The 23,061-nt window shown below is 68.5% G+C and carries 24 protein-coding genes; 5 read left to right on the top strand and 19 right to left on the bottom strand.

Annotated elements, in window-relative coordinates; all coding sequences use genetic code 11:
* Positions 1-113: 113 nt before the first annotated feature.
* Positions 114-452 (top strand): Hpt domain-containing protein, encoded by a 339-nt coding sequence (locus tag AC1RRW_RS07360; protein WP_492899988.1) that lies wholly within the window; start codon positions 114-116, stop codon positions 450-452.
* A gap of 98 nt (positions 453-550) precedes the next feature.
* A complete protein-coding gene (locus tag AC1RRW_RS07355) occupies positions 551-871 on the top strand; it encodes a 2Fe-2S iron-sulfur cluster-binding protein (protein ID WP_492899987.1) in 321 nt (106 codons plus the stop codon).
* 18 nt (positions 872-889) lie between these two features.
* On the opposite strand, the gene AC1RRW_RS07350 is transcribed toward AC1RRW_RS07355, so the two are convergent.
* A complete protein-coding gene (locus tag AC1RRW_RS07350) occupies positions 890-2,146 on the bottom strand; it encodes an MFS transporter (protein WP_492899986.1) in 1,257 nt (418 codons plus the stop codon).
* Positions 2,147-2,336: 190 nt separating this feature from the next.
* On the opposite strand from AC1RRW_RS07350, the gene AC1RRW_RS07345 reads away from it, so the two are divergent.
* A complete protein-coding gene (locus tag AC1RRW_RS07345; protein WP_492899985.1) occupies positions 2,337-2,759 on the top strand; it encodes a universal stress protein in 423 nt (140 codons plus the stop codon).
* A 3-nt stretch (positions 2,760-2,762) separates the two neighbouring features.
* On the opposite strand, the gene AC1RRW_RS07340 is transcribed toward AC1RRW_RS07345, so the two are convergent.
* The 3 genes from AC1RRW_RS07340 to AC1RRW_RS07330 all read right to left on the bottom strand — a co-directional run bounded on the left by AC1RRW_RS07340 (position 2,763) and on the right by AC1RRW_RS07330 (position 5,010).
* Positions 2,763-3,299 (bottom strand): hypothetical protein, encoded by a 537-nt coding sequence (locus AC1RRW_RS07340; protein WP_492899984.1) that lies wholly within the window; start codon positions 3,297-3,299, stop codon positions 2,763-2,765.
* A 100-nt stretch (positions 3,300-3,399) separates the two neighbouring features.
* Positions 3,400-4,575: a vWA domain-containing protein gene (locus AC1RRW_RS07335; RefSeq protein ID WP_492899983.1), complete on the bottom strand. Its 1,176-nt coding sequence runs from the start codon at positions 4,573-4,575 to the stop codon at positions 3,400-3,402.
* 78 nt (positions 4,576-4,653) lie between these two features.
* Positions 4,654-5,010: an HU family DNA-binding protein gene (locus AC1RRW_RS07330; protein ID WP_492899982.1), complete on the bottom strand. Its 357-nt coding sequence runs from the start codon at positions 5,008-5,010 to the stop codon at positions 4,654-4,656.
* A 206-nt stretch (positions 5,011-5,216) separates the two neighbouring features.
* Here AC1RRW_RS07330 and AC1RRW_RS07325 point away from each other — a divergent pair, with 206 nt between their 5' ends.
* Positions 5,217-6,461, top strand: a complete 1,245-nt coding sequence (locus AC1RRW_RS07325; protein WP_492899981.1) for a flavin-dependent oxidoreductase — start codon at positions 5,217-5,219, stop codon at positions 6,459-6,461.
* 4 nt (positions 6,462-6,465) lie between these two features.
* Here AC1RRW_RS07325 and AC1RRW_RS07320 read toward each other — a convergent pair whose 3' ends face one another.
* Together AC1RRW_RS07320 and AC1RRW_RS07315 are read right to left on the bottom strand one after the other, a co-directional pair.
* Positions 6,466-6,831 (bottom strand): PilZ domain-containing protein, encoded by a 366-nt coding sequence (locus AC1RRW_RS07320; protein ID WP_492899980.1) that lies wholly within the window; start codon positions 6,829-6,831, stop codon positions 6,466-6,468.
* Positions 6,832-6,886: 55 nt separating this feature from the next.
* Entirely contained in the window at positions 6,887-7,264 is a 378-nt protein-coding gene (locus AC1RRW_RS07315) for a PilZ domain-containing protein (protein ID WP_492899979.1), read from the bottom strand.
* A gap of 197 nt (positions 7,265-7,461) precedes the next feature.
* Here AC1RRW_RS07315 and AC1RRW_RS07310 point away from each other — a divergent pair, with 197 nt between their 5' ends.
* Positions 7,462-7,824 (top strand): tudor domain-containing protein, encoded by a 363-nt coding sequence (locus AC1RRW_RS07310; protein ID WP_492899977.1) that lies wholly within the window; start codon positions 7,462-7,464, stop codon positions 7,822-7,824.
* A gap of 21 nt (positions 7,825-7,845) precedes the next feature.
* On the opposite strand, the gene AC1RRW_RS07305 is transcribed toward AC1RRW_RS07310, so the two are convergent.
* The 13 genes from AC1RRW_RS07305 to xdhA form a co-directional block, all read right to left on the bottom strand.
* On the bottom strand, positions 7,846-8,304 hold the full coding sequence (locus AC1RRW_RS07305) for a cupin domain-containing protein (protein ID WP_492899976.1): 459 nt from the start codon (positions 8,302-8,304) through the stop codon (positions 7,846-7,848).
* A gap of 11 nt (positions 8,305-8,315) precedes the next feature.
* On the bottom strand, positions 8,316-9,014 hold the full coding sequence (locus AC1RRW_RS07300) for an ABC transporter ATP-binding protein (RefSeq protein WP_492899975.1): 699 nt from the start codon (positions 9,012-9,014) through the stop codon (positions 8,316-8,318).
* 159 nt (positions 9,015-9,173) lie between these two features.
* Positions 9,174-9,923: an ABC transporter ATP-binding protein gene (locus AC1RRW_RS07295; protein WP_492899974.1), complete on the bottom strand. Its 750-nt coding sequence runs from the start codon at positions 9,921-9,923 to the stop codon at positions 9,174-9,176.
* A 7-nt stretch (positions 9,924-9,930) separates the two neighbouring features.
* On the bottom strand, positions 9,931-10,938 hold the full coding sequence (locus AC1RRW_RS07290) for a branched-chain amino acid ABC transporter permease (protein ID WP_492899973.1): 1,008 nt from the start codon (positions 10,936-10,938) through the stop codon (positions 9,931-9,933).
* Positions 10,935-11,861 carry a branched-chain amino acid ABC transporter permease gene (locus AC1RRW_RS07285; RefSeq protein ID WP_492899972.1) on the bottom strand — a complete coding sequence of 309 codons (927 nt, stop codon included), beginning with the start codon at positions 11,859-11,861 and terminating at the stop codon, positions 10,935-10,937. Before AC1RRW_RS07285 ends, AC1RRW_RS07290 begins: the two co-directional genes overlap by 4 nt.
* 169 nt (positions 11,862-12,030) lie before the next feature.
* On the bottom strand, positions 12,031-13,188 hold the full coding sequence (locus tag AC1RRW_RS07280) for an ABC transporter substrate-binding protein (protein WP_492900223.1): 1,158 nt from the start codon (positions 13,186-13,188) through the stop codon (positions 12,031-12,033).
* A gap of 301 nt (positions 13,189-13,489) precedes the next feature.
* The gene (locus AC1RRW_RS07275) at positions 13,490-14,572 is read right to left on the bottom strand and encodes a BMP family ABC transporter substrate-binding protein (RefSeq protein WP_492899970.1); all 1,083 of its coding nucleotides are present in this window, start codon (positions 14,570-14,572) and stop codon (positions 13,490-13,492) included.
* Positions 14,573-14,603: 31 nt separating this feature from the next.
* A complete protein-coding gene (locus AC1RRW_RS07270; RefSeq protein WP_492899969.1) occupies positions 14,604-15,527 on the bottom strand; it encodes an ABC transporter permease in 924 nt (307 codons plus the stop codon).
* Positions 15,524-16,588, bottom strand: coding sequence for an ABC transporter permease (locus AC1RRW_RS07265; protein WP_492899968.1), 1,065 nt, complete (start codon positions 16,586-16,588; stop codon positions 15,524-15,526). The genes AC1RRW_RS07270 and AC1RRW_RS07265 overlap by 4 nt, the downstream gene beginning before the upstream one ends.
* Positions 16,581-18,119, bottom strand: a complete 1,539-nt coding sequence (locus AC1RRW_RS07260) for an ABC transporter ATP-binding protein (protein ID WP_492899967.1) — start codon at positions 18,117-18,119, stop codon at positions 16,581-16,583. The genes AC1RRW_RS07265 and AC1RRW_RS07260 overlap by 8 nt, the downstream gene beginning before the upstream one ends.
* Positions 18,116-18,973, bottom strand: coding sequence for a xanthine dehydrogenase accessory protein XdhC (gene xdhC / locus AC1RRW_RS07255; RefSeq protein ID WP_492899966.1), 858 nt, complete (start codon positions 18,971-18,973; stop codon positions 18,116-18,118). Before xdhC ends, AC1RRW_RS07260 begins: the two co-directional genes overlap by 4 nt.
* 220 nt (positions 18,974-19,193) lie before the next feature.
* Positions 19,194-21,542 carry a xanthine dehydrogenase molybdopterin binding subunit gene (gene xdhB, locus AC1RRW_RS07250; protein ID WP_492899965.1) on the bottom strand — a complete coding sequence of 783 codons (2,349 nt, stop codon included), beginning with the start codon at positions 21,540-21,542 and terminating at the stop codon, positions 19,194-19,196.
* Positions 21,535-23,010 carry a xanthine dehydrogenase small subunit gene (gene xdhA, locus AC1RRW_RS07245; RefSeq protein ID WP_492899964.1) on the bottom strand — a complete coding sequence of 492 codons (1,476 nt, stop codon included), beginning with the start codon at positions 23,008-23,010 and terminating at the stop codon, positions 21,535-21,537. The genes xdhB and xdhA overlap by 8 nt, the downstream gene beginning before the upstream one ends.
* Between the last annotated feature and the right edge of the window lie 51 nt (positions 23,011-23,061).

Genomic DNA, 23,061 nt, shown 5'->3' with positions numbered 1-23,061 from the left:
TTGACCGCGCGATTCACAAACGTCGTTAACGCCTCGTTCACCATGTTGGCGCTTCTTGGAGGAGATCCAAGCCTGCGCCAGCGTGTTCGTAAAGTCCTCGTCCAGAGCCCGTTATGCCCCAGACCGCCATCGATCTCGTCCATCTCGCCCGCCAGACCGGCGGCGACCATGAACTCGAACGGGAGCTGCTGGCGCTCTTCGCGCAGCAATGCGTCCGCCATCTGCGCACGATCCACGCCGCCGACGATGCGCAGGCCAAGATGGACGCCGCCCATACGCTGAAAGGCGCGGCCCGCGCCATTGGCGCCTGGCATGTCGCCGATGCGGCCGACGCGATCGAGCGGCATCTCGCCGCGACCGATGCCCGCCGGGCGGAAACCGCGATGGACACGCTGGCGCTGGCCGCGGCCGAGGTCCGGGCGGTGATCTCGCGGCTGGAATGCGCCGCCTGATCGCGGCGCGCATCGGCGAAAACGGTTTCCTCCTTACCTTGCCTCCCGCCTTTGAAATGCTCTAAGCGGAGCCTGTGTCAGGGCCGCCGGAGTTCACGATGCCGAAGATCACCTTCATCGACGCCAAGGGCGAGAACCGCACCGTCGAGGGCGAGACCGGCTCGACCGTGATGGAGGTCGCCGTCCGAAACGGCGTGCCCGGCATCGAGGCCGAATGCGGCGGCGCCTGCGCCTGCGCGACCTGCCATGTCTATGTCGACGATGCCTGGGCCGCGAAAACCGGCGGCCCGGAGTCGATGGAGGAGGACATGCTCGATTTCGCCTTCGACGTCCGGCCGACCTCGCGGCTGTCCTGCCAGATCAGGGTCCGGGACGAACTGGATGGCCTCGTCGTGCGCACGCCGGCGCGGCAGGGCTGAAGCTGGAAAGACCGAGCGCTATTCGGCCGCGGCCGGCACGGCCGGCGCCAGCGTCGTTTCCTTCCCCGGCGCCGGATGGCGCGGCACCAGGAAGGCGAGCGACAGCGACGCCGTCGCGATCGCCGCCCCGATATAGAAGACGAAGGCCGGATTCCTGATCCAGAGCAGGCCGAAGGTCACCGGCAGCACGACGGCCGCGATGTGGTTGATCGTGAAGGCGACCGCGGAGGTCGGCGCGATGTCGGCCGGGTCGGCGATCTTCTGGAAATAGGTCCGCTGCGCCATGGTCAGCGTGAAGAAGACCCCGTCGACGATAAACAGCGCGCCTGCGACATAGACGCCCCAGCCGGCGAAACGGCCCTGGCTCGCCAACGCATAGCCGACGAAGACCGCGACCAGCGAAATGTTCTCGAGCCGGATCGTGGCGCGCTCGCCGAAGCGTCCGACGAGATTCCCGAGCATCGGGCCCATGAAGGTGTTGATGCCGTAGGTCGCCAGCAGCAGCGTCGCGGTCGCCGAGACGTCGTAGCCGAAGCGCTCGACCAGCAGGAAGCCGCCAAAGGCCATGAAGATCTGCCGGCGCGCGCCCGACATGAAGGTAAGGGCGTAGTAGAGCCAGTAGCGCCGCCGCAGCACGAAGCCCTTGTTCTGCGGCACGGCGCCCTGGAAGCGCGGAAAGGCGAGCCGGACCACCAGCGTCAGCGCGACCGTGAGCAGACCGGCGCCGAGGAAGACGGAGATGTAGGACGGCTGGAAGACGCGCCAGATCACCGCGATCGATCCGAAGGCCAGGAGCTGCGCCATGGCCGATGCGCCGGCGATCCGCCCGAGCAGACGCGGCGCCTCGGCCTTCGGCAGAAGCTGCAACTGCAGCGATTGCTGCGCCGTCTCGTAATAATGGAAGCCGAGCGACATGATCGTGGTCGTCAGCAGCAGTCCGCCCAGCGTCGGATAATAGCCGGTGATGGCGACGCCGATGCCGAGCGCGACCAGGCTGAGATAGGCCAGCATCTGCTCGCGCATGATCCAGAACAGCACGATGGCGGTGAAGGCGAGGAAGCCCGGGATTTCGCGGACGGACTGCAGGATGCCGATATCCTGTCCGCTGAAGCCGGCGGCTTCCTTGGCGAAGTTGTTGATCAGCGCCGACCAGCTTGCGAAGCCGAGCCAGTTGGTGAAGGCCAGCGCCATCAGGAACACGGCGGGCGAACGCAGCAGGGCGCGCGGGCCTCGCGCGGTTTCGGGCAGGTCGGTCTTGGCAAGAGGATCGGTCATCGGGCGGCCCGGCAGAAGCGGCGGCGAACCGGCGCCGTCCCGGCGGCGCGGCGCGCGCCCCGCATGCGGCGACACTCTTAGTCCGCATGGCCGCGGCGTCAATTCAGGCGCAACATGGCGGCCATGCCGGCCGATGGCGCGGCACGCCGATCTTGCTAGGATGGGCCCGGCCAACAGCCAGGAGGATGCGATGTACAAGTCGATTCTGGTTCCCGTCGATCTCGCCGAAGCCGATCTCGCCGAACCCGCGATCGTCTCGGCGGTCGCCTTCGCCGAGGCGTCGGGCGGCACGGTCCGCCTCGTCTATGTGCGCTCGCTGGTGCCGATCACCTACATGGAGTTCGTCCCGGCCGATTTCGACGCCGAGCAGCAGACCGATGCGGAGGCCAAGCTCGCCGCCATCGCGGCAAGGATCGCGCTGCCCGACGAACGGGTCTCGGCCAAGGTGCTGGTCGGCTCGGTCCATGGCGAGGTTCTGGCGGAGGCGGACGCCAGCGGCGCCGACCTGATCGTGATCGGCTCGCACGAGCCCGGCATCCTGGCCTATGTGATCGGCTCGAACGCCTCGACCATCGTGCGGCGGGCGAAATGCTCGGTGCTCGTGGTGAGGTAGGCGCTATCCGGACGCCCGACCCGGCACCAGCTCGTCCGGCACCTCGCCGACCGCCAACTCCCTTGGCCGGTTGCGCTTCACCATCGGCCAGACCTGCCAGGCCGAGGCGGCGGCGAGCAGGAGGCCGAGCCAGCCGGCCTGAGTCTGGCCCTGGCTGAATGCGCGGGCGCTGAACCAGGCGAGCATGACCAGCGCGGCCCCGCCGACCAGCGCCAGCGCGGCCCATGCCGGGAAGGGCTTTCCGGCGACGAAGCGAGCCTTGGGATTGGCCTGCGCGATCGCCGCCGAGAGCGCGGTGACGAATGCATGGTAGCCGGCGTCGTCGCGATCGATGTCGGTCAGAGAGCGCCAGGACAGATTGCCGAAGGTGATGGTCCGGCGGTCGCGCAGCCGAAGCTGCGTCTTGTAGGCTCCGGCGGTCACGTTGCTCGGCGCATAGACGAAGCGCACCCGGTCGACGGTTGCGAGCGGGACCCTGTCGATCCTACGCGGGGAGTCGATCGACAGGACGTTGCCGTCGAGCTGGTAGGCCAGCGCCAAGCCGATCGGCCTGGGACGCTGGCGCCAGGACGGGAGGGGGACGTCGTCTGGATGATGGGGCCGCATGGCAGCGAGCCTTAGCGGCTTGCGCCGGTCGGCGCTACCGCGCCAGAGCCTTCATCGCTCCGTCGAGCCCGTCCAGCGTCAGCGGGAACATCCGCCCGCCCATCAGCCCGGAAATCTGGCGGATCGACTGGGTATAGCTCCAGAGGTGCTGCTGGACCGGGTTGAGCCAGACCGATTTTGGGAAGCGCCCGGTCAGGCGCTCCATCCAGACCTGGCCCGCCTCCTCGTTCCAGTGCTCGACCGAGCCGCCCGGCATCGCGATCTCGTAGGGGCTCATCGAGGCGTCGCCGACGAAGACCGCCCGGTAATCGGCCGGATAGGTCCGCAGCAGCTCGAAGGTCGAAATCCCCTCGTTATGGCGGCGGCGGTTCTCCTTCCAGACGCGCTCATAGGGGCAGTTGTGGAAGTAGAAATGCTCGAAATGCTTGAACTCGGCCCGCGCCGCCGAAAACAGCTCCTCGGCCAGCTCGATATGCCAGTCCATCGAGCCGCCGACATCGAGGAAGAGCAGCACCTTGACCGCGTTGCGGCGCTCCGGCCGCAGCTTCACGTCGAGATAGCCGTGCCGCGCCGTCTCCGAGATCGTGGTGTCGAGGTCGAGCTCCTCGGCCGCGCCGGTGCGGGCGAACCTGCGCAGGCGGCGCAGCGCGATGCGCAGGTTGCGGACGCCGAGCTCGCGCGTGTCGTCGAAATCCTTGAACTCGCGCTGGTCCCAGACCTTCACCGCGCGGAAATTGCGGTTCTCGTCCTGGCCGATGCGGACGCCTTCGGGATTGTAGCCATAGGCGCCATAGGGTGAGGCGCCGGCGGTTCCGATCCATTTCGAGCCGCCCTGATGGCGGCCCTTCTGCTCGTCGAGGCGCTGTTTCAGCGTCTCCCAGAGCTTCTCCCAGCCCAGCCCCTGAAGCTGCGCCTTTTCCTCTTCGGTAAGGTATTTCTCGGCGAGCTTGCGCAGCCATTCCTCGGGAATGCCGGCTTTCTCGAAAGCCTCGCCAAGCGTCTCCATGCCCTTGAAGACCTGGGCGAAGACGCGGTCGAAGCGGTCGAGATGGCGCTCGTCCTTCACCAGGCAGGTGCGCGCCAGATAGTAGAACTCGTCGACGCGATGCTCGGCGAGATCGGCCTCGACGCCCTCGATCAGGGCGAGATACTCCCGCAGCGTGACTGGCACCCTGGCGGCGCGGAGATCGGTGAACAGGCGCAGGAACATCGCGCTACTGTGTCGGCATGGACGGCGTGGTCAAGCGGCGCCGGCGCATGAGGCGCAGGCGCCGCTTTGCCCGTACGATCACGCCACGGCGTCGGCGAGATCCTTGGTCACCTTGAACTTGACGACGGTCTTGGCCGGAACCTTGATCGTCGCGCCGGTCGAGGGGTTGCGGGCCTCGCGGGCTTCGCGCTTGGCCGCCGTGAGCTTGCCGACGCCGCCGAGCGTGACGTCGTCGCCGGATTTCAGCGTCTTGGCGACGACGGCGCCGAGCGAAGCCAGGATGGCGGAGACGTCGGTCTTGGTCTTGCCCGTCTCGTCGGCGATGGCGGCGATCAATTCGTTCTTGGTCATGAAATCCTCCTTGAGAAGGTGTGGTCCGCGCCGCGGGCGGCGTGATGCTCCGCTCCCCGCTTGCGCGGGGGCCTTGCGCCGCAATGGTTTTCAGCGCGGAACATGCCAGTTGGCACAGCGGCGGCAGAAACGCGACCGCCACGGCGCTAGATACGCACAGGAAAGCGCTTCGTTCCCGCGCCAGTGGCGGTAATCTAGCTTGCGCAGGCCAATGACGACGGGCCCGGCGGCGATTGACAAGGCTCGAAGGATTATTTCAAGCGTGAAATAATACGGCTGCGGGAGTGGGCATGAAGGTCATCATCGTCGGGGGCGGGATCGGCGGCCTGACGCTCGCTCTGATGCTGCACGAGCGCGGCATCGGCACGACCGTCTACGAGCAATCGGGCGATATCCGCGAGGTCGGCGTCGGCATCAACACGCTGCCGCACGCCATTCGCGAACTGTCCGAACTCGGTCTGCTGCCGGCGCTCGACGCGGTCGCCATCCGGACGCGCGAACTGATCTACATGAACCGCTTCGGCCAGACCGTCTGGCGCGAGCCGCGCGGTCTGCATGCGGGCGCGCCCGTGCCGCAGTTCTCGATCCATCGCGGCCGGCTGCAGGGCGTGATCCGCGATGCCGTGGTGCGGAGGCTCGGGTCGGATGCCTTGCGCACCGGCCGCCGCCTGCAGGGTTTTGTGCAGGACGAGGGCGGCGTCACCGCGCATTTCGTCGATTCGCGTCGCGGCGAGGCCGGCGAGACGGCGCGCGGCGACATCCTGATCGCCGCCGACGGCATCCATTCCACCGTCCGCGCCCATTATTTCCCCGACCAGGGTCCGCCGCGCTGGAACGGCGTCCAGATGTGGCGCGGCGCCTGCGACTGGCCGGTCTTCCTCGACGGCGAAAGCATGATCATAGCCGGCGGCATGGCGGGAAAGCTCGTGCTCTATCCGATCGCTACCGGCACGACGCCGCGGACGCGGCTGACCAACTGGGTCGTCAACATCCGCACCGGCGATCCCGCCAGGCCGCCTCCGAAGGAGGCATGGTCGAAGCCGGGACGGCTCGAGGACGTGCTGCCCTTCGCGCGCCGCTTCACGGTGCCCGGCGTCGATATCCTGGCGCTGATCCAGGCCTCGCCCGGCTTCTGGGACTACCCGATGTGCGACCGCGATCCGCTGCCGCGCTGGAGCCACGGCCGGGTCACGCTGCTCGGCGACGCCGCCCACCCGATGTACCCCGTCGGCTCGAACGGGGCGTCGCAGGCGATTCTCGATGCGCGCTGCCTCGCGGATCTGCTGGTCCGGGCCGAGCATCCGCGCCATGCGCTCGCGGCCTACGAGGCGGTGCGGCTGCCGGCGACGGCCGAGGTCGTGGCGATGAACCGCGTCGGCGGTCCCGAGCGCGTCATCGATGCGGTCGAGGCGCTGGCCCCGAATGGCTTCGAGGATGTCGAGCGCGTGCTGAGCTACGCCAAGCGCGAGACGATCGTGAAATCCTACGCCGGCAAGGCCGGGTTTGCAGCCGAACAGCCGGCGCGGAAGGGTTGAGTGGTCAGCCGCCCTCGGTCAGCTGCGTGATGCGCTGCTTCAGGCGCGCATTGGCTTTCTCGCACTGCTTCAGCCGCCGCGCCAGATCGAGCGGGCCGATCTCGGCGTTTTCCTCACCCTGATCGTCGAAGCCGATGCCGATCCGCTCGCCGTCGCGCCACCGCACCCGCGCGGCATAGGCCCGCTGGCGATTTCGGATTTCGAGCTGGAAGGCCTGCGGCAGGGCGACCGAATCAGAGAACAGCAGCAGGGCTCCGCCATCCGAGAGGTTGCGAACGACGCAGTCGAGGGTCGAGCCCCTTCTATTGAAGCTGACGTTGCCGTTCAGCAGGGTCCGCATGCGTGGGCTGCGTCTGCGCTCGGTCATCATGATCGCAGGCCTCCGAAAGCTCGCCGTGGCCGCATGCGACCGGAAGGATCATGCGTCATGGCGCGGCCGGTTGCATGCGAGAGCTTGCGAAAAGGTTAATCCTGCGGCCGGTCGGGCCTTGGCCTGCGCGCCTGGCCCGGAAGGCGGCGAGGTCGAGCGGCGCGGCAGTCCGGCTTTCCTCCGCCGTCAGGAAGGCGACGCCGACATCGTCGCCGCGCCGCCAGCACTGGCGCACGCGCCGGCCTTCGGCTTCGCCGGGCGTCTCGATCTCGAAGGTCGCCGGCAATGCGATCCAGTCCGTCAGGCGCACCATCGCGCCGGTTTCGGAGAGATTGCGGACCGAACAGTCGAGCATCGACTGCCGGCCGTTGAAGACGACGCTGGCGCGCTGGTAGAGGCGGCTGCGTTTGGCGTGACGACGCTCGGGCTTCATGACGTGGCTCCCGGTCGGGGACGGAGCGTGGCTCCGTCGATAGTCGCCATCATGACCCAGCCGGGTCCCGGACTCACGCAGCGTCTCGCCTTAATCTTAACCGGCGGATGGCAGCGCGCCGATTGACAGAACCCGGCCGGCGGATGAAGGAAACATTCCTCTGCGTCATCTGACGCTTGACCGGACGGGGTGCGGGGATGAAGGCTTGGCTGGTGATCGGCGCGCTGCTCGGGGACGCCGCGATCGCGCAGGCGCAGAGCCCGGGCGACTGGGTCCTCGCGCGCTTCAAGAACGGCAGCTACTGGTTTCCCGGCGTGCTGCGGAGCGTTTCCGGCGATCGCCTCACCATCCAGTACGACGACGGCGACCGCGAGACCCTTCATGTCAGCGCCGTGCGTCCCTATGACTGGACGATCGGCAGCCGCATCGAGTGCAATTTCCGCGGCTCCGGCAACTGGTATGCCGGGCGCATCGCCTCGCTCGGCGGCAGTTCGCTCGCGATCGACTACGACGACGGCGACAAGGAGCGCACCACGACCGGGCGCTGCCGCTCGCGCTGAAGCCTCGCGACCTGCTCCCGATCACGCCCCTTCGGGCGGCGGCGGCAGAAAGTCGACCTCGTGCCTGGCCGAGAGCGCCACGACCTCGACCGGGTTCTGCTCGGCCATCGAGTGGATGCCCCAGAACAGATCGTAGAGCCGGCCCGTCGGCGCGACCCAGAACAGGCATTTCACGGCTGAGCCGGACCTGTTGAACAGCCCGTGCGGCACGTTGCGCGGCAGCCGGACCAGATCGCCGGGTGAAGCAAAGCTCTCCTGCCCGTCGAGGACGAGGTCGAGTCGGCCCTCCAGCATGTAGATGAACTCGTCCTGCGTCGGATGGATATGCGGCGGCACGAAGGTGCCCGGCGGGAAGGTCGCGTGCCAGGAAAACGAATCCGGGCTCAGCGATTTCGGCACATAGGTCTGGCCGAGTATGTTCCAGGAAATGGCGTCGAGGCCTTCATTGGCCCTGGTCACGCCGGCGGTCAGCGGCTTCATGTTCGTTCTCCTCACAGATGCAGGAAGCGGTCCTTGACCGCCGTGTCGCTGCGCAGTTCCTCGCTGGTGCCGCGCCAGACGACGCGGCCCTTTTCCAGCACGATATGACGGTCGGCGATCCTGGCCAGCGCATCGACGTTCTTGTCGATGACGAGGATGGATTCACCCTCGGCCTTGAGCGCCGCGAGGCAGGCCCAGATCTCCTGCCGGATGATCGGGGCCAGACCTTCGGTCGCCTCGTCGAGGACGATCAGGCGGGGATTGGTCATCAGCGCACGGCCGATCGCCAGCATCTGCTGCTCGCCGCCCGAGAGCTGGTTGCCGCGATTGGCGCGGCGCTCCTTCAGGCGCGGGAAGAAGTCGTGGATTCGCGCGATGTCCCAGCGCGGCTTGCCGAAGCGGCTGGCGGCGGTCGCGATCAGATTCTCCTCGACCGAGAGCGTCGGGAAGATCATCCGGCCCTCCGGCACGAGGCCGATGCCGGCCTGCGCGATACGGAAGGGCGCGGCCCCCGTCAGGTCGCGTCCCGCGACGCTGACCCGGCCCGCTTTCGGCCTGATCAGCCCCATGATGGCGCGGATCGTCGTGGTCTTGCCCATGCCGTTGCGGCCGAGCAGCGTGACGACCTCGCCTTCGGCGATGGCGAGATCGACGCCGAACAGGATCTGCGCCTCGCCATAGCCGGCGTCGAGGGCTTCGACCGTCAGCATGGCGGGGCTTCCAATGCTGTCATTCCGCGGCGCGCAGCGAGGCCGGAATCCACGACCGGGCTCGACAATGCAACGGCGCTATGGAGGGCAAACCGGGTCGTGGGTTCCGGGTTCCTCGCTTTGCGAAGCCCCGGAATGACAAGGTGGGATGCACGCATCTCAGCCCTCCTCGCCGAGATAGGCTTCGCGAACGGCGGGGTCGGCGCGGACCGTCGCCGGATCGCCCGAGGCGATGACACGGCCATAGACCAGCACGGTGACGCGGTCGGCCAGCGCGAAGACGGCCTCCATGTCGTGCTCGACCAAGAGCATGGCGTAGCGGCCCTTCAGGCTCTTGAGCAGCGCGATCAGGCGCTCGCCCTCCTCGCGTCCGACGCCGGCCAAAGGCTCGTCGAGCAGGATCGCGGCGGGCTCCAGCGTCAGCGCCATCGCGATCTCGAGCGCGCGCTTCTCGCCATGCGAGAGCCGGCCCGCCAGCACGTCGGCGCGCTCGGAAAGGCCGACCGCCGCGATCGCCTCGCGCGCCGGAGCGTTCAGGCTCTCGTCGCGGGCGGCGTTGCGGAGCAGCGCCAGCGGGGAGGAACTGCGCGCCTGCACGCCGAGCGCGACGTTCTCAAGCACCGAGAGCGAGGGGATCGTCGAGGTGATCTGGAAGGTGCGGGCGAGCCCGGCGCGCGAACGCTTCTCCGGCGAGAAGCCGGTGATGTCGCCGCCACGAAAGCGGATGCTGCCGGCGTCTGGCCGCAGCATGCCGGAGATCTGGTGGACCAGCGTGGTCTTGCCGGCGCCGTTGGGGCCGATCAGCGCATGCAGCTCGCCGGGCGCGACATCGAGGTTGACGCCGTCGGTGACCTTCAGCGCACCGAACGACTTGCGCAGGCCCGACAGGGCGAGAACCGGCTCAGTCATGGCCGGCTCAGTCATGGCGGCGACCGAGCCTGCCGATGGTGCCGACCAGACCGCCGCGCGTGAACAGCACGAACAGCACGATCATCGGCCCGAAAATGACTTTCCAGTGCTCGGTCCAGCGCGACAGAAGATCCTCGGTAAAGAGGAATGCCAGCGCGCCGATGATCGCGCCATGCAATGAACCGACGCCGCCGAGCACGACCATGAAGATCAGCTCGCCCGAGCGCGCCCAGGACATGTAGGCCGGGCTGACGAACTCGGTCTGGTTGGCGAGCAGGAAGCCCGACAGCCCCGCGATCATGCCGGAGATGACGTAGGCGATCAGCCGGATGAGCGAGACGTCGAAGCCGGTCACCGTGACGCGCGTCGCGTTCTCGCGCGCCGCGCGCAAGGTTCGGCCGAAGCGCGATGCGACGATGACGCTGATCAGGAGATAGCAGCCGGCCAGCATGCCAAGCACGACATAGTAGAACGAGGTCCGGTTCGCGAAGGGCTTGAGCCCGAGAAGCGTGCTGCGGTCGGACAGCGTGAGACCGTCGTCGCCGCCATAGGCCGAGAGCGCCTGCGCCAGGAAGAACGCCATCTGGCCGAAGGCGAGCGTGATCATGATGAAGGCGACGCCTTTGGTCCGCAGCGAGACCGCGCCGGTGACGGCGGCGAACAGGCCGCAGAGCACGAGGATCACGGGCAGGATCAGCAGCGCCTCGGTGCGGCCCTCGGTGATCATGATCCCGGTGACATAGGCGCCGATGCCGATGAAGGCGGCGTGGCCGAAGGAAACCAGCCCTCCGACGCCGAGGATCAGGTCGAGCGAGAGCGCCGCGATCGCGAAAATCATCGCCCGCGTCACCAGCGTCAGCCAATGCGGGGGAAGGCCGAGCGAGACGACCACGGGCACGGCGGCGAGCGCGAGGAACAGCACGATCGCGATGAGCGGCCGGCGTTCGCGCGCCGGCAGGGCGACGGCCTGCGGCTCGCCGAGCGCAGCGTCCGGCAGGGCGGGCGCGGCGCTCATGAGCGGCCCTTGGCCGGCAGCAGGCCCTCGGGCCTCACGAACAGCACCATCGCCATGACGAGATAGATCAACATCGAGGAGAGCGCGGCCCCGGTCGCCCGCGCCGAGGGCGCGCTCATGAAGAGTCTCAGCAGGTCGTTCATGAAGGAGCGCCCGAGCGTATCGACGAGGCCGACGATCAGCGCGCCGACGAACGCGCCCCGGATCGAGCCGATGCCGCCGACGACGATGACGACGAAGGCGAGGATCAGGATCGAATCGCCCATGCCGGGCTCGACCGAGAGGATGGGAGCGGCCATCGCGCCGGCGAACCCCGCCAGCATGGTCCCGAAGGCGAAGACGATCATGAACAGCTTGCGGATGTCGACGCCGAGCGCCGAGACCATCGACGCGTTCGACGCGCCGGCCCGCAGCAGCATGCCGGTGCGCGTCTTCTCGACGATGAACCAGAGCAGGCCGGCGACCGCCAGCCCCGAGCCGATCAGCGCGAAGCGGTAGGTCGGATAGAGGATGCCGTCCATCAGCCGGACCGAGCCGGTCAGAAACTCCGGCGCCGGCACCGAGAGCGGGGCCGCGCCCCAGGCGATCTTGACGCCCTGGTTGAGCAGCAGGATGAGGCCGAAGGTGGCCAGCACCTGGTCGAGATGGTCGCGTTCGTAGAGATGCCGGAAGACGAGGAATTCGAGCGCGAGCCCGACGACGAGCGCGGCCAGCAGCGCCAGCACGAGGCCCAGTACGAAGTTGCCGGTCAGCGAGACGAAGGTCACGGCGAGATAGGCGCCGAGCATGTACTGCACGCCATGCGCCAGGTTGATGAAGTCCATCACGCCGAAGACCAGCGTCAGCCCCGCCGCGACCAGAAACAGCAGGATGCCGAGCTGGAGCCCGTTCAGGATCTGGACGATGAGGAGGCTGGTGGTCATGGATCGTCGGCTCGATCTGCCTTTGCGATCATACTCCGCCGTCATCCCGGACGCAGCGAAGCGGAGCTCCGGGATCCATCATGGAGCACCGCGGCGCCTTGCGATGGATCCCGGATCGGCGCGGCCTGCGGCCGCTTGTCCGGGATGACGGCGTCGGGACAAGGCTGCCTTACTTGAGAGCGCAATCCTTCGCATGCGGGTCGGCATAGTCCGTGAAGATCTTCTGGGCGATCTCGGTCTGGAACTTGCCGTCGGCGCGCTTGGCGACCTTGACCAGGTAGAAGTCCTGGATCGGGTAGCCATTGGTGTTGAACTTGAACTTGCCGCGCAGCGAGGTGAAGTCGGCCTTCTTGAGCGCGGCGCGCAGCTTGTCCTTGTCGCCCGCGCCGCCGGCCGCCTTGACGGCCGAGTCGATCAGCATGGCGGCGTCATAGGCCTGCATGGCGTAGGAGCCGGGCACGATCTTGTAGGCTGCCTCATAGGCCGACACGAAGGCCTTGGACTGCGGGTTGTCCATGTTCGGCGCCCAGGTCATGCCGCCGAACAGGCCGACCGCCGCGTCCTGCTGCGCCGGCAGCGTCGATTCGTCGACGGTGAAGGCCGAAAGGAACGGGATCTTGCCCTGCAGGCCGGCCTGCGACCACTGCTTGACGAAATTGACGCCCAAGCCCCCCGGCAGGAAGGCGAAGACCACGTCGGGCTTGGTCGAGGCGATCTTGGCGAGGTCCGAGGCGAAATCCATCGAGGTCAGCGGAGCATAGACCTCGTCGACGATCTCGCCCTTGTAGTAGTTCTTGAAGCCGGCGAGCGAGTCCTTCCCGGCCTGGTAGTTCGGCGCGATGATGTAGGCGCGCTTGAAGCCCTGATCCTGAGCGTACTTGCCCAGAACCTCGTGGACCTGGTCGTTCTGGTAGGACGTCACGAAGAAGTTCTCGTTGCAGGCCTTGCCGGCCATGGTCGACGGGCCGGCATTGGGCGAGATCAGGATCGCGCCGGAATCGAGCACGGGCTTCGCGATCGCGCCGAGGATGTTGGAGAAGATCGGACCGACGACGAAATCGACCTTGCCGCCCTCGATGAAGGCGCGGACCTTGCCGACCGCGACGTCGGGCTTGAGCTCGTCGTCGATGACGGTGACCTGCACCGGCACGCCGCCGAGCTTGCCGCCGTTCTTGTCGACCGCGAGCTGGAAGCCGTCGCGGAGCTGCTGGCCGAGCGCGGCGCCGGGCCCGGTCAGCACGCTGACGACGCCGATCTTGATCGGCTCCTGGGCCTGGGCCGCGGTGGCCGCGGCCAGCGCGAACAGGCCGGCGCCAAGGCTGGGCATGTATCTGGATGTCATGTCGGGTCCTCCCGGGACGAGCGAGAAAGCAGCGAGCGCGACAGGGGTCCCTCAACCTCCGAAAACCGCGCGACGAGGGCATATTGTTTCAAGCTTAAAATATCTGCAAGGGGTTCGGGAGTGGGAATTCCTTAACCCTTTGATTGTCCTTCCCGTCATCCCCGACAAGCGGCTCGGCCGCGCCGACCGGGATCCATCGCGAGGGCGGCGCTCCGTGATGGATCCCGGATATCCGCTTCGCTTCGTCCGGGACGACGGGGAGGGTGTGGCTGCGAGCAAGGCCAGCTCACGCCTGCACGCCGTCGACATACCAGTCCATCTTGGAGAGCGTCTCGTCGGAGGCCTTCTCGCCTTCCTTCAGCCGGACGACGCCCTTCTGGTCCTTGAGCTCGCCGGTGAAGGGATGGAGCGTGCCCGCGACAATGGCCTTGGTTACCTCGTCGGCGGCGGCGCGGGCGGCGGGCGTCACCGCATCGTTGTAGGGCGCGATCTTGACCATGCCGTCCTTGATGCCGCCCCAGACGTCGCCGGTCTTCCACGAGCCGTCCATCGCCGCCTTCACGCGGGAGATGTAGTAGCCCGACCAGTCGTCGACGATCGCCGAGAGATGCGCCTTCGGCGCGAAGGCCTTCATGTCCGAGGCCTGGCCGAAGGCGAAGACGTTGCGCTGTTCGGCCGCCTGCAGGGCCGCGGCCGAGTCGGTGTGCTGGGTGATGATGTCGCAGCCCTGGTCGATCAGCGCCTTGGCGGCGTCGGCCTCCTTGGCCGGGTCGTACCAGGTCGAGGCCCAGATCACCTTGGTCCTGAAGTTCGGGTTCACCTTCCTGGCCGCGAGGTGGAAGGCGTTGATGCCCATCACCACCTCGGGGATCGGGAAGGAAGCGATGTAGCCGGCCTGACCCGATTTCGACATGTGCCCGGCGATCGTGCCGATCACGGCGCGGCCTTCATAGAAGCGGGCGTTGTAGGTCGCGACGTTGTCGGCGCGCTGATAGCCGGTAGCGTGCTCGAAGAAGAGCTTCGGGAACTGCTTGGCGACCTGGATGGTCGGGTTCATGAAGCCGAACGAGGTCGTGAAGATGATCTGGTTGTTGGCCTGCGCCAGCTGCCGGATGGCGCGGGCCGCATCCGGCCCCTCTGCCACCTTCTCGATGAAGCTCGTCTTGACCTTCGCGCCGAACTCCTTCTCGACGGCGAGCCGGCCCTGGTCGTGCGTCCAGGTCCAGCCATGGTCGCCGACGGGTCCGACATAGATGAAGCCGACGCCGAGCGGCGCCTGCGCCGGCGCGCGCCCCGCGGCGAAGGGCAGGGCGGCGGCAGAGGCGCCGGCGCCGAAATTGAACCTGCGGCGGGTGATGATCGAGGTCATGGTCGTGGTCTCCCCGTTGTGGTTGGCGGCGTCAGGACGCCGAGAAGGGTTTGCCCAGGCAGGCCGGCGCGTTCGCCCGGCCGCTCTTGGGTCCAAGCGACATCATGGTCAGAACTGCGATCGTCGCAAGATAGGGGGCCATCGCCAGCGCCTCGGGCGGCAGCCAGGTGACGCCGGCGGCCTTGAACTGGAGTTCGGCCGTCATCACCGCGCCGAACAGGTAGGCTCCGAGCAGCAGCCGGCCCGGCTTCCAGGCCGCGAAGACGACGAGTGCGAGCGCGATCCAGCCGCGCCCGGCGGTCAGGCTGTCGGCCCACATCGGCGTCAGCGCCAGCGAGAAATACGCCCCCGCAAGTCCCGCCAGCGCGCCGCCGAAAGCGATCGCGGCGTAGCGGATCGCGATGACCGGGTAGCCGATGGCGTGGGCCGAGGCGTCGTTCTCGCCGACCGCGCGCAGGATCAGCCCCGGCCGCGTCCGGTTCAGGAAGAAACCGACGGCCAGCACCAGCGCGAGTGAGAGATAGACCACGATATCGTGGCCGAGGAGAGCGCGTAGCAGGGGGCGGCCCGACAGCGCTTCGGGAAAGGCCGGCCCGAGCCGCGTGATGGTGCGGCCGACGAAGCCCGCGCCGATCAGCGAGGACGCGCCGATGCCGAAGATCGTCAGGGCCAGGCCGGTCGCGACCTGATTGGCGGTCAGCGACAGCGTCAGGACGGCGAAGACCATTGCCGTTGCGACGCCCGCGAGGAGCGCCGCGACCAGCCCGGCTCCCGTGCTGCCGGTGCCGTAGGCGACGGCGAAGCCCGCGACCGCTCCTACCAGCATCATGCCCTCGACGCCGAGATTGAGCACGCCGGCTTTTTCCACCACGAGTTCGCCCAGCGCGGCGAGCAGGATCGGGGTGGACGCCGCGACGAGCGTCATGAAGATCGAGACAAGGATGGCGGTTGTCATGCCGCCCTCGTTTTCCACCCGATCCGGTAATTCACCAGCACGTCCGTCGCGAGCAGCACGAAGAGCAGCAGCGCCTGGAACATCCCCGTCGCGGCCTGCGGCAGCCTGACGGTGGTCTGGGCGATCTCGCCGCCGACATAGGTGGCCGCCAGCACCACCCCGCCGAAGACGATGCCGAGCGGGTTCAGCCGGCCGAGAAAGGCGACGATGATCGCGGTGAAGCCGTAGCCGGTCGGGAATTGCGGCGTGAGCTGGCCGAAGGGTCCTGCGGCCTCGAACAGTCCGGCGAGGCCGGCAAGCCCGCCGCCGGCCAGCAGCGAGGCCCATGTCACACGATCCGAGCTGAAGCCGCCATGGCGCGCCGCGGCGGGCGCGAGGCCGACGACCTTGACGGCATAGCCGGCGATCGTCTTCTCCATCAGCAGCCAGGCGACCAGCGCGATGACGAGCGCCAGCGGAATGCCGAGATGGACGAGCGAGCCCTCCGTCATCGCCGGCAGGGTCTGGGCTGCGCTGAACATCTTCGTCTGCGGGAAATTGAAGCCGTCCGGGTCCTTCCACGGGCCGCGCACGAGGTAATAGAGCGCCTGCACGGCGACATAGGTCAGCATCAGGCTGGTCAGGATCTCGCTGACCTGCAGCTTCACGCGGAGGAAGGCCGGAACCGCCGCCCAGGCCATGCCGCCGAGCACGCCGGCGAGCGCCATGGCGGGCAGGATCCACCAGCCGGTCAGGCCATGCGTCGCGAGCGCGACGCCGGTGCCCGCGACCGCGCCCATGACGTATTGCCCCTCCGCGCCGATATTCCAGACATTGGCGCGGAAGCCGATGGCGAGGCCGAGCGCGATCATCACGAGAGGCGCCGCCTTGACGCCGACATCGGGCCAGCGCCGCGGCTCCAGGAACGGCGTCAGGAAGATGTCGCGCACGGCGTGGAAGCCGTCATAGCCCATCGCGGTGAAGACGAGCATGCCGATCAGCATGGTCAGGCCGACCGCGATCGGCGGGCTGGCATAGAGCATCGCGGTGCTGGGCTCGCGCCGGCGTCGCCATTCAGGCATGGGCGTCGGCTCCGTGCGGAGCAGCCGCACCATGCACGCCACCCATCATCAGGCCGATCTCGTCGAGACCGAGCGTGCCGACCTCGCGCGCGACCGAGAGCCGCCCTTCGTTGATGACGCAGAGCCGGTCGGCCAGTTCCAGCAATTCGTCGAGGTCCTGCGAGATCACCACGACGGCCGAGCCTTTCGCCGCGAGGTCGACCAGCTCGTGCCGGATCGCCGCGGCGGCGCCCGCATCGACGCCCCAGGTCGGCTGGCAGACGACGAGGACGGAGGGGGTCTGGCCGATCTCGCGGCCCATGATGAACTTCTGCAGATTGCCGCCCGAGAGCGAGCGGGCGAGCGCGGCCGGCCCGGTGGCGCGGACATCGAAGCGCTGGATCACGGCGGTCGTGAAGCGCGTCACGTCGCCCCGGCCGATGATGCCGAACGGGGCGAGCGGCAGGCGGTGGCGCGCGGTCAGCACGGCGTTGTCGGCGAGCGGGAAATCCGGCACGGCGGCATGGCCGTTGCGCTCCTCGGGGACGCAGGCGAGACCGAGCGCGCGGCGCGGTCCGGCGCCGTCGCGGCCGATCGGCTTGCCGTCGAGCCTGATGGCGTCGGCCGAGCCGGCCAGCCGCTCCCCAGAGAGCGCGGTCAGAAGCTCCGACTGCCCGTTGCCCGCGACGCCGGCGATGCCGAGGATTTCGCCGGCGCGGGCCTCGAACGTGATGTCCTCGAGATCGGCGCCGAAAGGCGGCTCGCCGTCGAGCGAGAGTCCGTTCACAGCGAGCCGGACCGCGCCCGCGCCGCCGCCGGGCTTGCGCTCGATCTGGCGCAGCTCCGCGCCGATCATCAGCTCGGCCATCCGCTTGGTGCTCTCGGCCCTGGGATCGCAGGTCGCGACGACCTTCCCGCCGCGCAGGATCGTCGCGGCCTCGCAGAGCGCCTTGATCTCGTGCAGCTTGTGCGAGATGTAGAGGATCGCGCAGCCTTCCGCCGCGATGTGGCGCAGCGTGCCGAACAGTTTCTCGACCTCCTGCGGCGTCAGCACCGAGGTCGGCTCGTCCATGATCAGTAGCTTCGGCTTCTGCAGCAGGCAGCGCACGATCTCGATGCGCTGACGCTCGCCGACCGAAAGCGTATGCACCGCGCGCTCGGGATCGAGCGGCAGCGAATAGCTGTCGAGGATCGCGGCGACGCGGCGTTTCAGTTCGTCGCGGTCGACCGCCTCGTCGAGGCCGAGCGCGATGTTCTCGATCACCGTCATCGCGTCGAACAGAGAGAAGTGCTGGAACACCATGCCGATGCCGAGCTTTCGCGCCGCCTTGGGCGAGGGGATCGCAACGCGCTCGCCGTCCCACTGGATCGTGCCCTCGTCGGCCTGCTGCACGCCGTGGATGATCTTCACCAGCGTCGACTTGCCGGCTCCGTTCTCGCCGAGCAGGGCATGGATTTCGCCGGGGCGGACGCTGAGGCTGATGTCCTCGTTGGCCTTCACGCCCGGAAAGCGCTTGGAGATGTGGGCGAGCGCGAGGCGGGGCGGGGTCATGATCGGCTCGTCTCTCCCGTCCTTGGCGCGGTCGCGGCCGACGAAGCCGGCTCCTTGCCGCCAAGCAAGCTCCGCACCAGCTCGGCCGCCGTCAAGGCGGCGATCACCTCCGGCCGCTTGTCGTCCACATCCGCGCCGCCGATCGGGCAGGTCAGGCGGGCGAGCGCTTCGCGCCGTCCCCCAGCGCGCAGAAATCCGGCCTCGAAGCGGGCGCGCTTGGTCGCGGAGCCGATCATGCCGACATAAGCCGCATCGCCGCGCTGGAGCGCGGCCTCGGTCAGGCGGTAGTCGAGCGCGTGGCTGTGGCTCAGGATGACGAAAGCCGCTCCGGCCGGCGCGGCATCGACGGCCGCGACGGGGTCCGCCATGCGGATGCAGGTGATCGCCGCCGGAAGGCCGTCCATGACGCCGTCGCGGTCGTCGATCAGGCTGACTGCGAAGGGCAGGGGGGCGAGCGCCTTCGCCAGAGCGAGACCAGTGTGACCCGCGCCGAAGATGGGAACGGCCGGGCGCATGGCGGCCTCGGCCTTGTCGCGGGCCGCCAGGATCGCGAGATCGGCGGCGGTCGCGCGCCGCAGCGAGACCTGGACGCGTCCGCCGCAGCACTGTCCCATCTGCGGGCCGAGCGGGATGTCGAGTGTTCGCGCCCCGTCGCCTCCGGCAAGCATGGCGCGGGCGACATCGGCGCAGTGGAATTCGAGCTGGCCGCCGCCGATCGTGCCGGCTGTGGCGGTTGCGCTGACGGCCATGGTCGCGCCGGCCTCGCGGGGGGTGGAGCCTTGCGCGTCGGCGATGCGGACGAGGATGACGCCCTCGGTGAGGTGGCGGGCAAGGAAGGCGGGGAAAGTGGTCATCGCTGCGCCAGGCGAAGTAACGCGAACCTGCTGGACGAGGCGCAACGAAACTCCCTCCCCCCGCTTGCGGTGGGGAGGGTCGGGGTGGGGGGGAGAGTATGGGCCGCCGCTTTGCGACCGGCGAGTGGGCTCGTCCTGCACGCCCCCCCATCCCTGACCCTTCCCCGCCGCAAGCGGGGGGAAGGGGACAGGTCGCGGCTCGTCGTCCTGCTTGCGACGTTCATGGGTTGGCCGAGACCTCCGCCCGCATCCGCTCAACCGCCGCCAGCACCCGCTCCGGCGTGGCGGGCGCGTCGAGCCTCGGGCAGATCTTGTGCCCGCCCACGCTCGCCACGGCATCCGACAGCGCGTGCAGCACCGAGATCGCCAGCATCAGCGGCGGCTCGCCGACCGCTTTCGAGCGGCCGATCGTCGGCTCGCGATTGGGCGCGTTGTCGAGCAGATCGACGTTGAAGATGCGCGGGCGGTCGGAAGCGACCGGGATCTTGTAGGTCGAGGGCGCATGCGTCTTCAGCACGCCCTTTTCGTCCCAGACCAGCTCCTCCGTGGTGAGCCAGCCCATGCCCTGGACGAAGCCGCCCTCGATCTGCCCTCTGTCGATCGCCGGGTTCAGCGAGGCGCCGCAATCATGCAGGATGTCGACGCGCTCGACCTTGTATTCGCCTGTCAGCGTGTCGATCGCGACCTCGGCCGCCGCCGCGCCATAGGCGAAGTAGTAGAACGGGTGGCCGCGCCCGGTCTTGCGGTCCCAATGGATCTTCGGCGTCGCGTAGAAGCCCGTCGCCGAGAGCTGGACGCGGGCCATGTAGGCGAGCCCGACGAGTTCGGCGAAGGCGATCTCGCGCGCCCCGACCGCGACATGGCCGGGCTTGAACAGGATCGCGTCGGGTTTTTCCTGCCAGTGCCGGGCGGCGAACTCCACCAGCCGCGCCTTGATCGTCTCGCAGGCGTCGAGCGCGGCCATGCCGTTGAGGTCCGAGCCGGAGGAGGCGGCGGTGGCGGAGGTGTTCGGCACCTTGCCGGTCGTGGTCGCGGTGATCTTGACCTGGTCGAGCCCGATGCCGAAGGCCTGCGCCGCCACCTGCGCCACCTTGACGTAGAGCCCCTGGCCCATCTCCGTGCCGCCATGGTTCAGCATCACGGTGCCGTCGGTGTAGACATGCACCAGCGCGCCGGCCTGATTGTACCAGGTCGCGGTGAAGGAGATGCCGAATTTGACCGGCGTGAGCGCGATGCCGCGCCTGATCACGGGGCTCGTCGTGTTGAAGGCGGCGATCGCCTGCTGCCGGGCGCGGTAGTCGCAGGAGCGCTCCAGCTCGGCCATGACCTCGCCGGCGATCATGTCCTCGACCGGCTGGTGATAGGGCGTGAGAACGCGATCCTCGCCGCCATACAGATTGCGGCGGCGCACCTCCAGCGGGTCGAGCCCGGTGGCGAAGGCGACCTCCTCGATGAAGCGCTCGGCCCCGACCATGCCTTGCGGCCCGCCGAAGCCGCGAAAGGCGGTGTTGGAGACGGTGTTGGTGCGCAAGGGTTCCGAACGGGCGCGAACCGCCGGATAGAAGTAGCAGTTGTCTGCATGGAACAGGGCGCGGTCGGTCACCGGCCCGGACAGGTCGGCGTTCCATCCGCAGCGAGCGCCGAAGATCGTATCGACCGCGAGGATGCGTCCGTCATCGGCGAAGCCGATCTCGTAGTCGCAGACGAAGTCGTGGCGCTTGCCGGTGACGGCCATGTCGTCGTCGCGGTCGGGCCGCAGCTTCACCGGGCGCCCTACCTTGCGGGCGCAGAGCGCCGCCACGCAGGCGAACAGGTTCGACTGCGTCTCCTTGCCGCCGAAGCCGCCGCCCATGCGCCGGATCTCGACCGTCACCGCATGCGAGCCGACGCCGAGGACGGCGGCGACCATGTGCTGGACCTCGGTCGGATGCTGGGTCGAGGAGAAGACCTGCATGTCGTCGTCCTCGCCGGGGATGGCGAGCGCGATCTGGCTCTCCAGATAGAAATGGTCCTGCCCGCCGATCGCCATCGAACCCTTCAGCCGGCGCGGACTGGCGGCCATGGCGGCGGCGACATCGCCGCGTTCGAGCTTCAGCGGCTCGGTGACGAGGTCGCCGCCGGCGGCGCGGGCGGAGGCGACATCGAGAATGGGCGCGGCTTCTTTGCAACTCGTCTTGGCGAGCAGCGCCGCGCGTCGGGCCTGGTCGCGCGTCTGTGCCACCACCGCGAAGAGCGGCTGGCCGTGATGCAGGACGGCATCGACCGCGAAGACCGGCTCGTCGTGCCTGTGCGTCGAGGAGATGTCGTTGACGCCGGGAATGTCGGCGGCGGTCAGCACCGCGAGGACGCCGGGCGCGGCGCGCACCGGATCCAGATCGAGCGCGAGCAGCCGGCCATGCGCGATGGTGCTGAGGCCGAGACAGGCATGGACGAGGCCGGCCGGCTCGGCGAGGTCGTCGATATAGAGCGCCTCGCCCGCAACGTGCTTCTGCGCCGAATCGTGCCGGATCGCCGAGCCGACCAGCGGCTGGGGAGGCGCGAGATCGAGCCGCTTGCGCGCGTCAGCCATGGGCGGCCTCCGCCAGCAGGCCGGCGACGCGCGTCGGGGTCGCTTGCGTCGTCTCGATCAGGAAACGCCGCAGCAGGTTGCCGGCGACGGTGAGCCGGTAGCCGGCCGAGGCGCGCATGTCGGAGAGGGGAGTGAAGTCCCGCGGCAGCGCGGCGATGGCGGCGGCGACCGCGTTCCCGCTCCATGGCTGGCCGAGCAGGGCCGCCTCCGCCGCCTTGGCCCGCTTCGGGATGCCGGCCATGCCGCCATAGGCCAGCCGCGCCTCGGTGACGATGCCGCCCGGGTCGCGCCGGATCAGGAAGGCGCCGCACAGCGCGGAGATATCCTCGTCGAAGCGCTTGCTGATTTTCGAGACGTGGAAAAGGGCTTCGGCTTCCAGCTTCGGCGCCAGCACCGCCTCGACGAATTCGCCGGGCCGCCGGTCCTGCCTGCCGTAGTCGAGGAAGAAGTCCTCCAGCGCGATCTCGCGGGGTTCGGCCCCCCTGCGCAGCACCAGCCGCGCGCCGAGCGCGATCAGCGCGGGCGGAAGGTCGCCGATCGGCGAGCCGTTGGCGATGTTGCCGCCGATCGTGCCGGCGTTGCGGACCTGCTCGCCGCCGAAGCGCCGCATCAGCTCGTCGAGTTGCGGCGATATCTCCGCCAGCGCGCGGCGGACATCGACATGGTTCGCCATCGCGCCGATGCGCAAATGGTCGTCCTTCTCGTCGATGGCGCGCAAGGCCTCGATCCTGCCGAGAGAGATTACGGGGTTAAGCCGGCGCATGCCCTTGGTGACCCACAAGCCCACATCGGTCGCACCGGCTACGAGCGTGGCCTCGGGATGGGCGATGACGAGATCCGCCAGCGCCTCCGTGGTCGCCGGTGCGAGGAAGCGCCGGCCGTCGCCGCCAAGGGCGAGCGTCTCGCCATCCGTCAGCGTAACGAGCTTCGCGGCGATCTCGGCGCGGCCCTGCGCAGGACGATCCTTCGCCCGGTCGCCGAACCGATACATCGCCCGCGCCGCCGCGATGATCGGCTGGTAGCCGGTGCAGCGGCACAGATTGCCCGCCAGGGCGTCCTCGATGCGCGCCACATCAGGCGCCTCCTCGTTCAGCCAGAGCGCGAAGAGCGACATCACGAAACCCGGCGTGCAGAAGCCGCATTGCGAGCCGTGATGATCGACCAGCGCCTGTTGGACGGGATGGAGCGCGCCGTCCGCACCTCTCAGATGTTCGACCGTGAGCAGATGGCATCCGTCCAGCGTCGGCAGGAAACGGATGCAGGCGTTGATCGCCTCGTGGCGCAGCCTGCCGCCGTCGAGCCGGCCGACGACCACGGTGCAGGCCCCGCAATCGCCTTCGGCGCAGCCTTCCTTGCTGCCGGTCATGCGCCGGTCGAGGCGCAGCCAGTCGAGCACGGTCAGCGTCGGATCGCAGGAGGCGATCTCGACCAGCCGGTCCCCGAGATAGAAGCGCAGGCTCTCACGCATGGCGTCTTCTCCCTCCCCCCGCCCGCGGTGGGGAGGGGCGGGGTGGGGGGG

This window comes from Allobosea sp. GW821-FHT12C12 (genome assembly GCF_058807355.1).
Note: the sequence above shows the minus strand (reverse complement) of the source record. Positions and strands in the feature narration are given on the sequence as shown.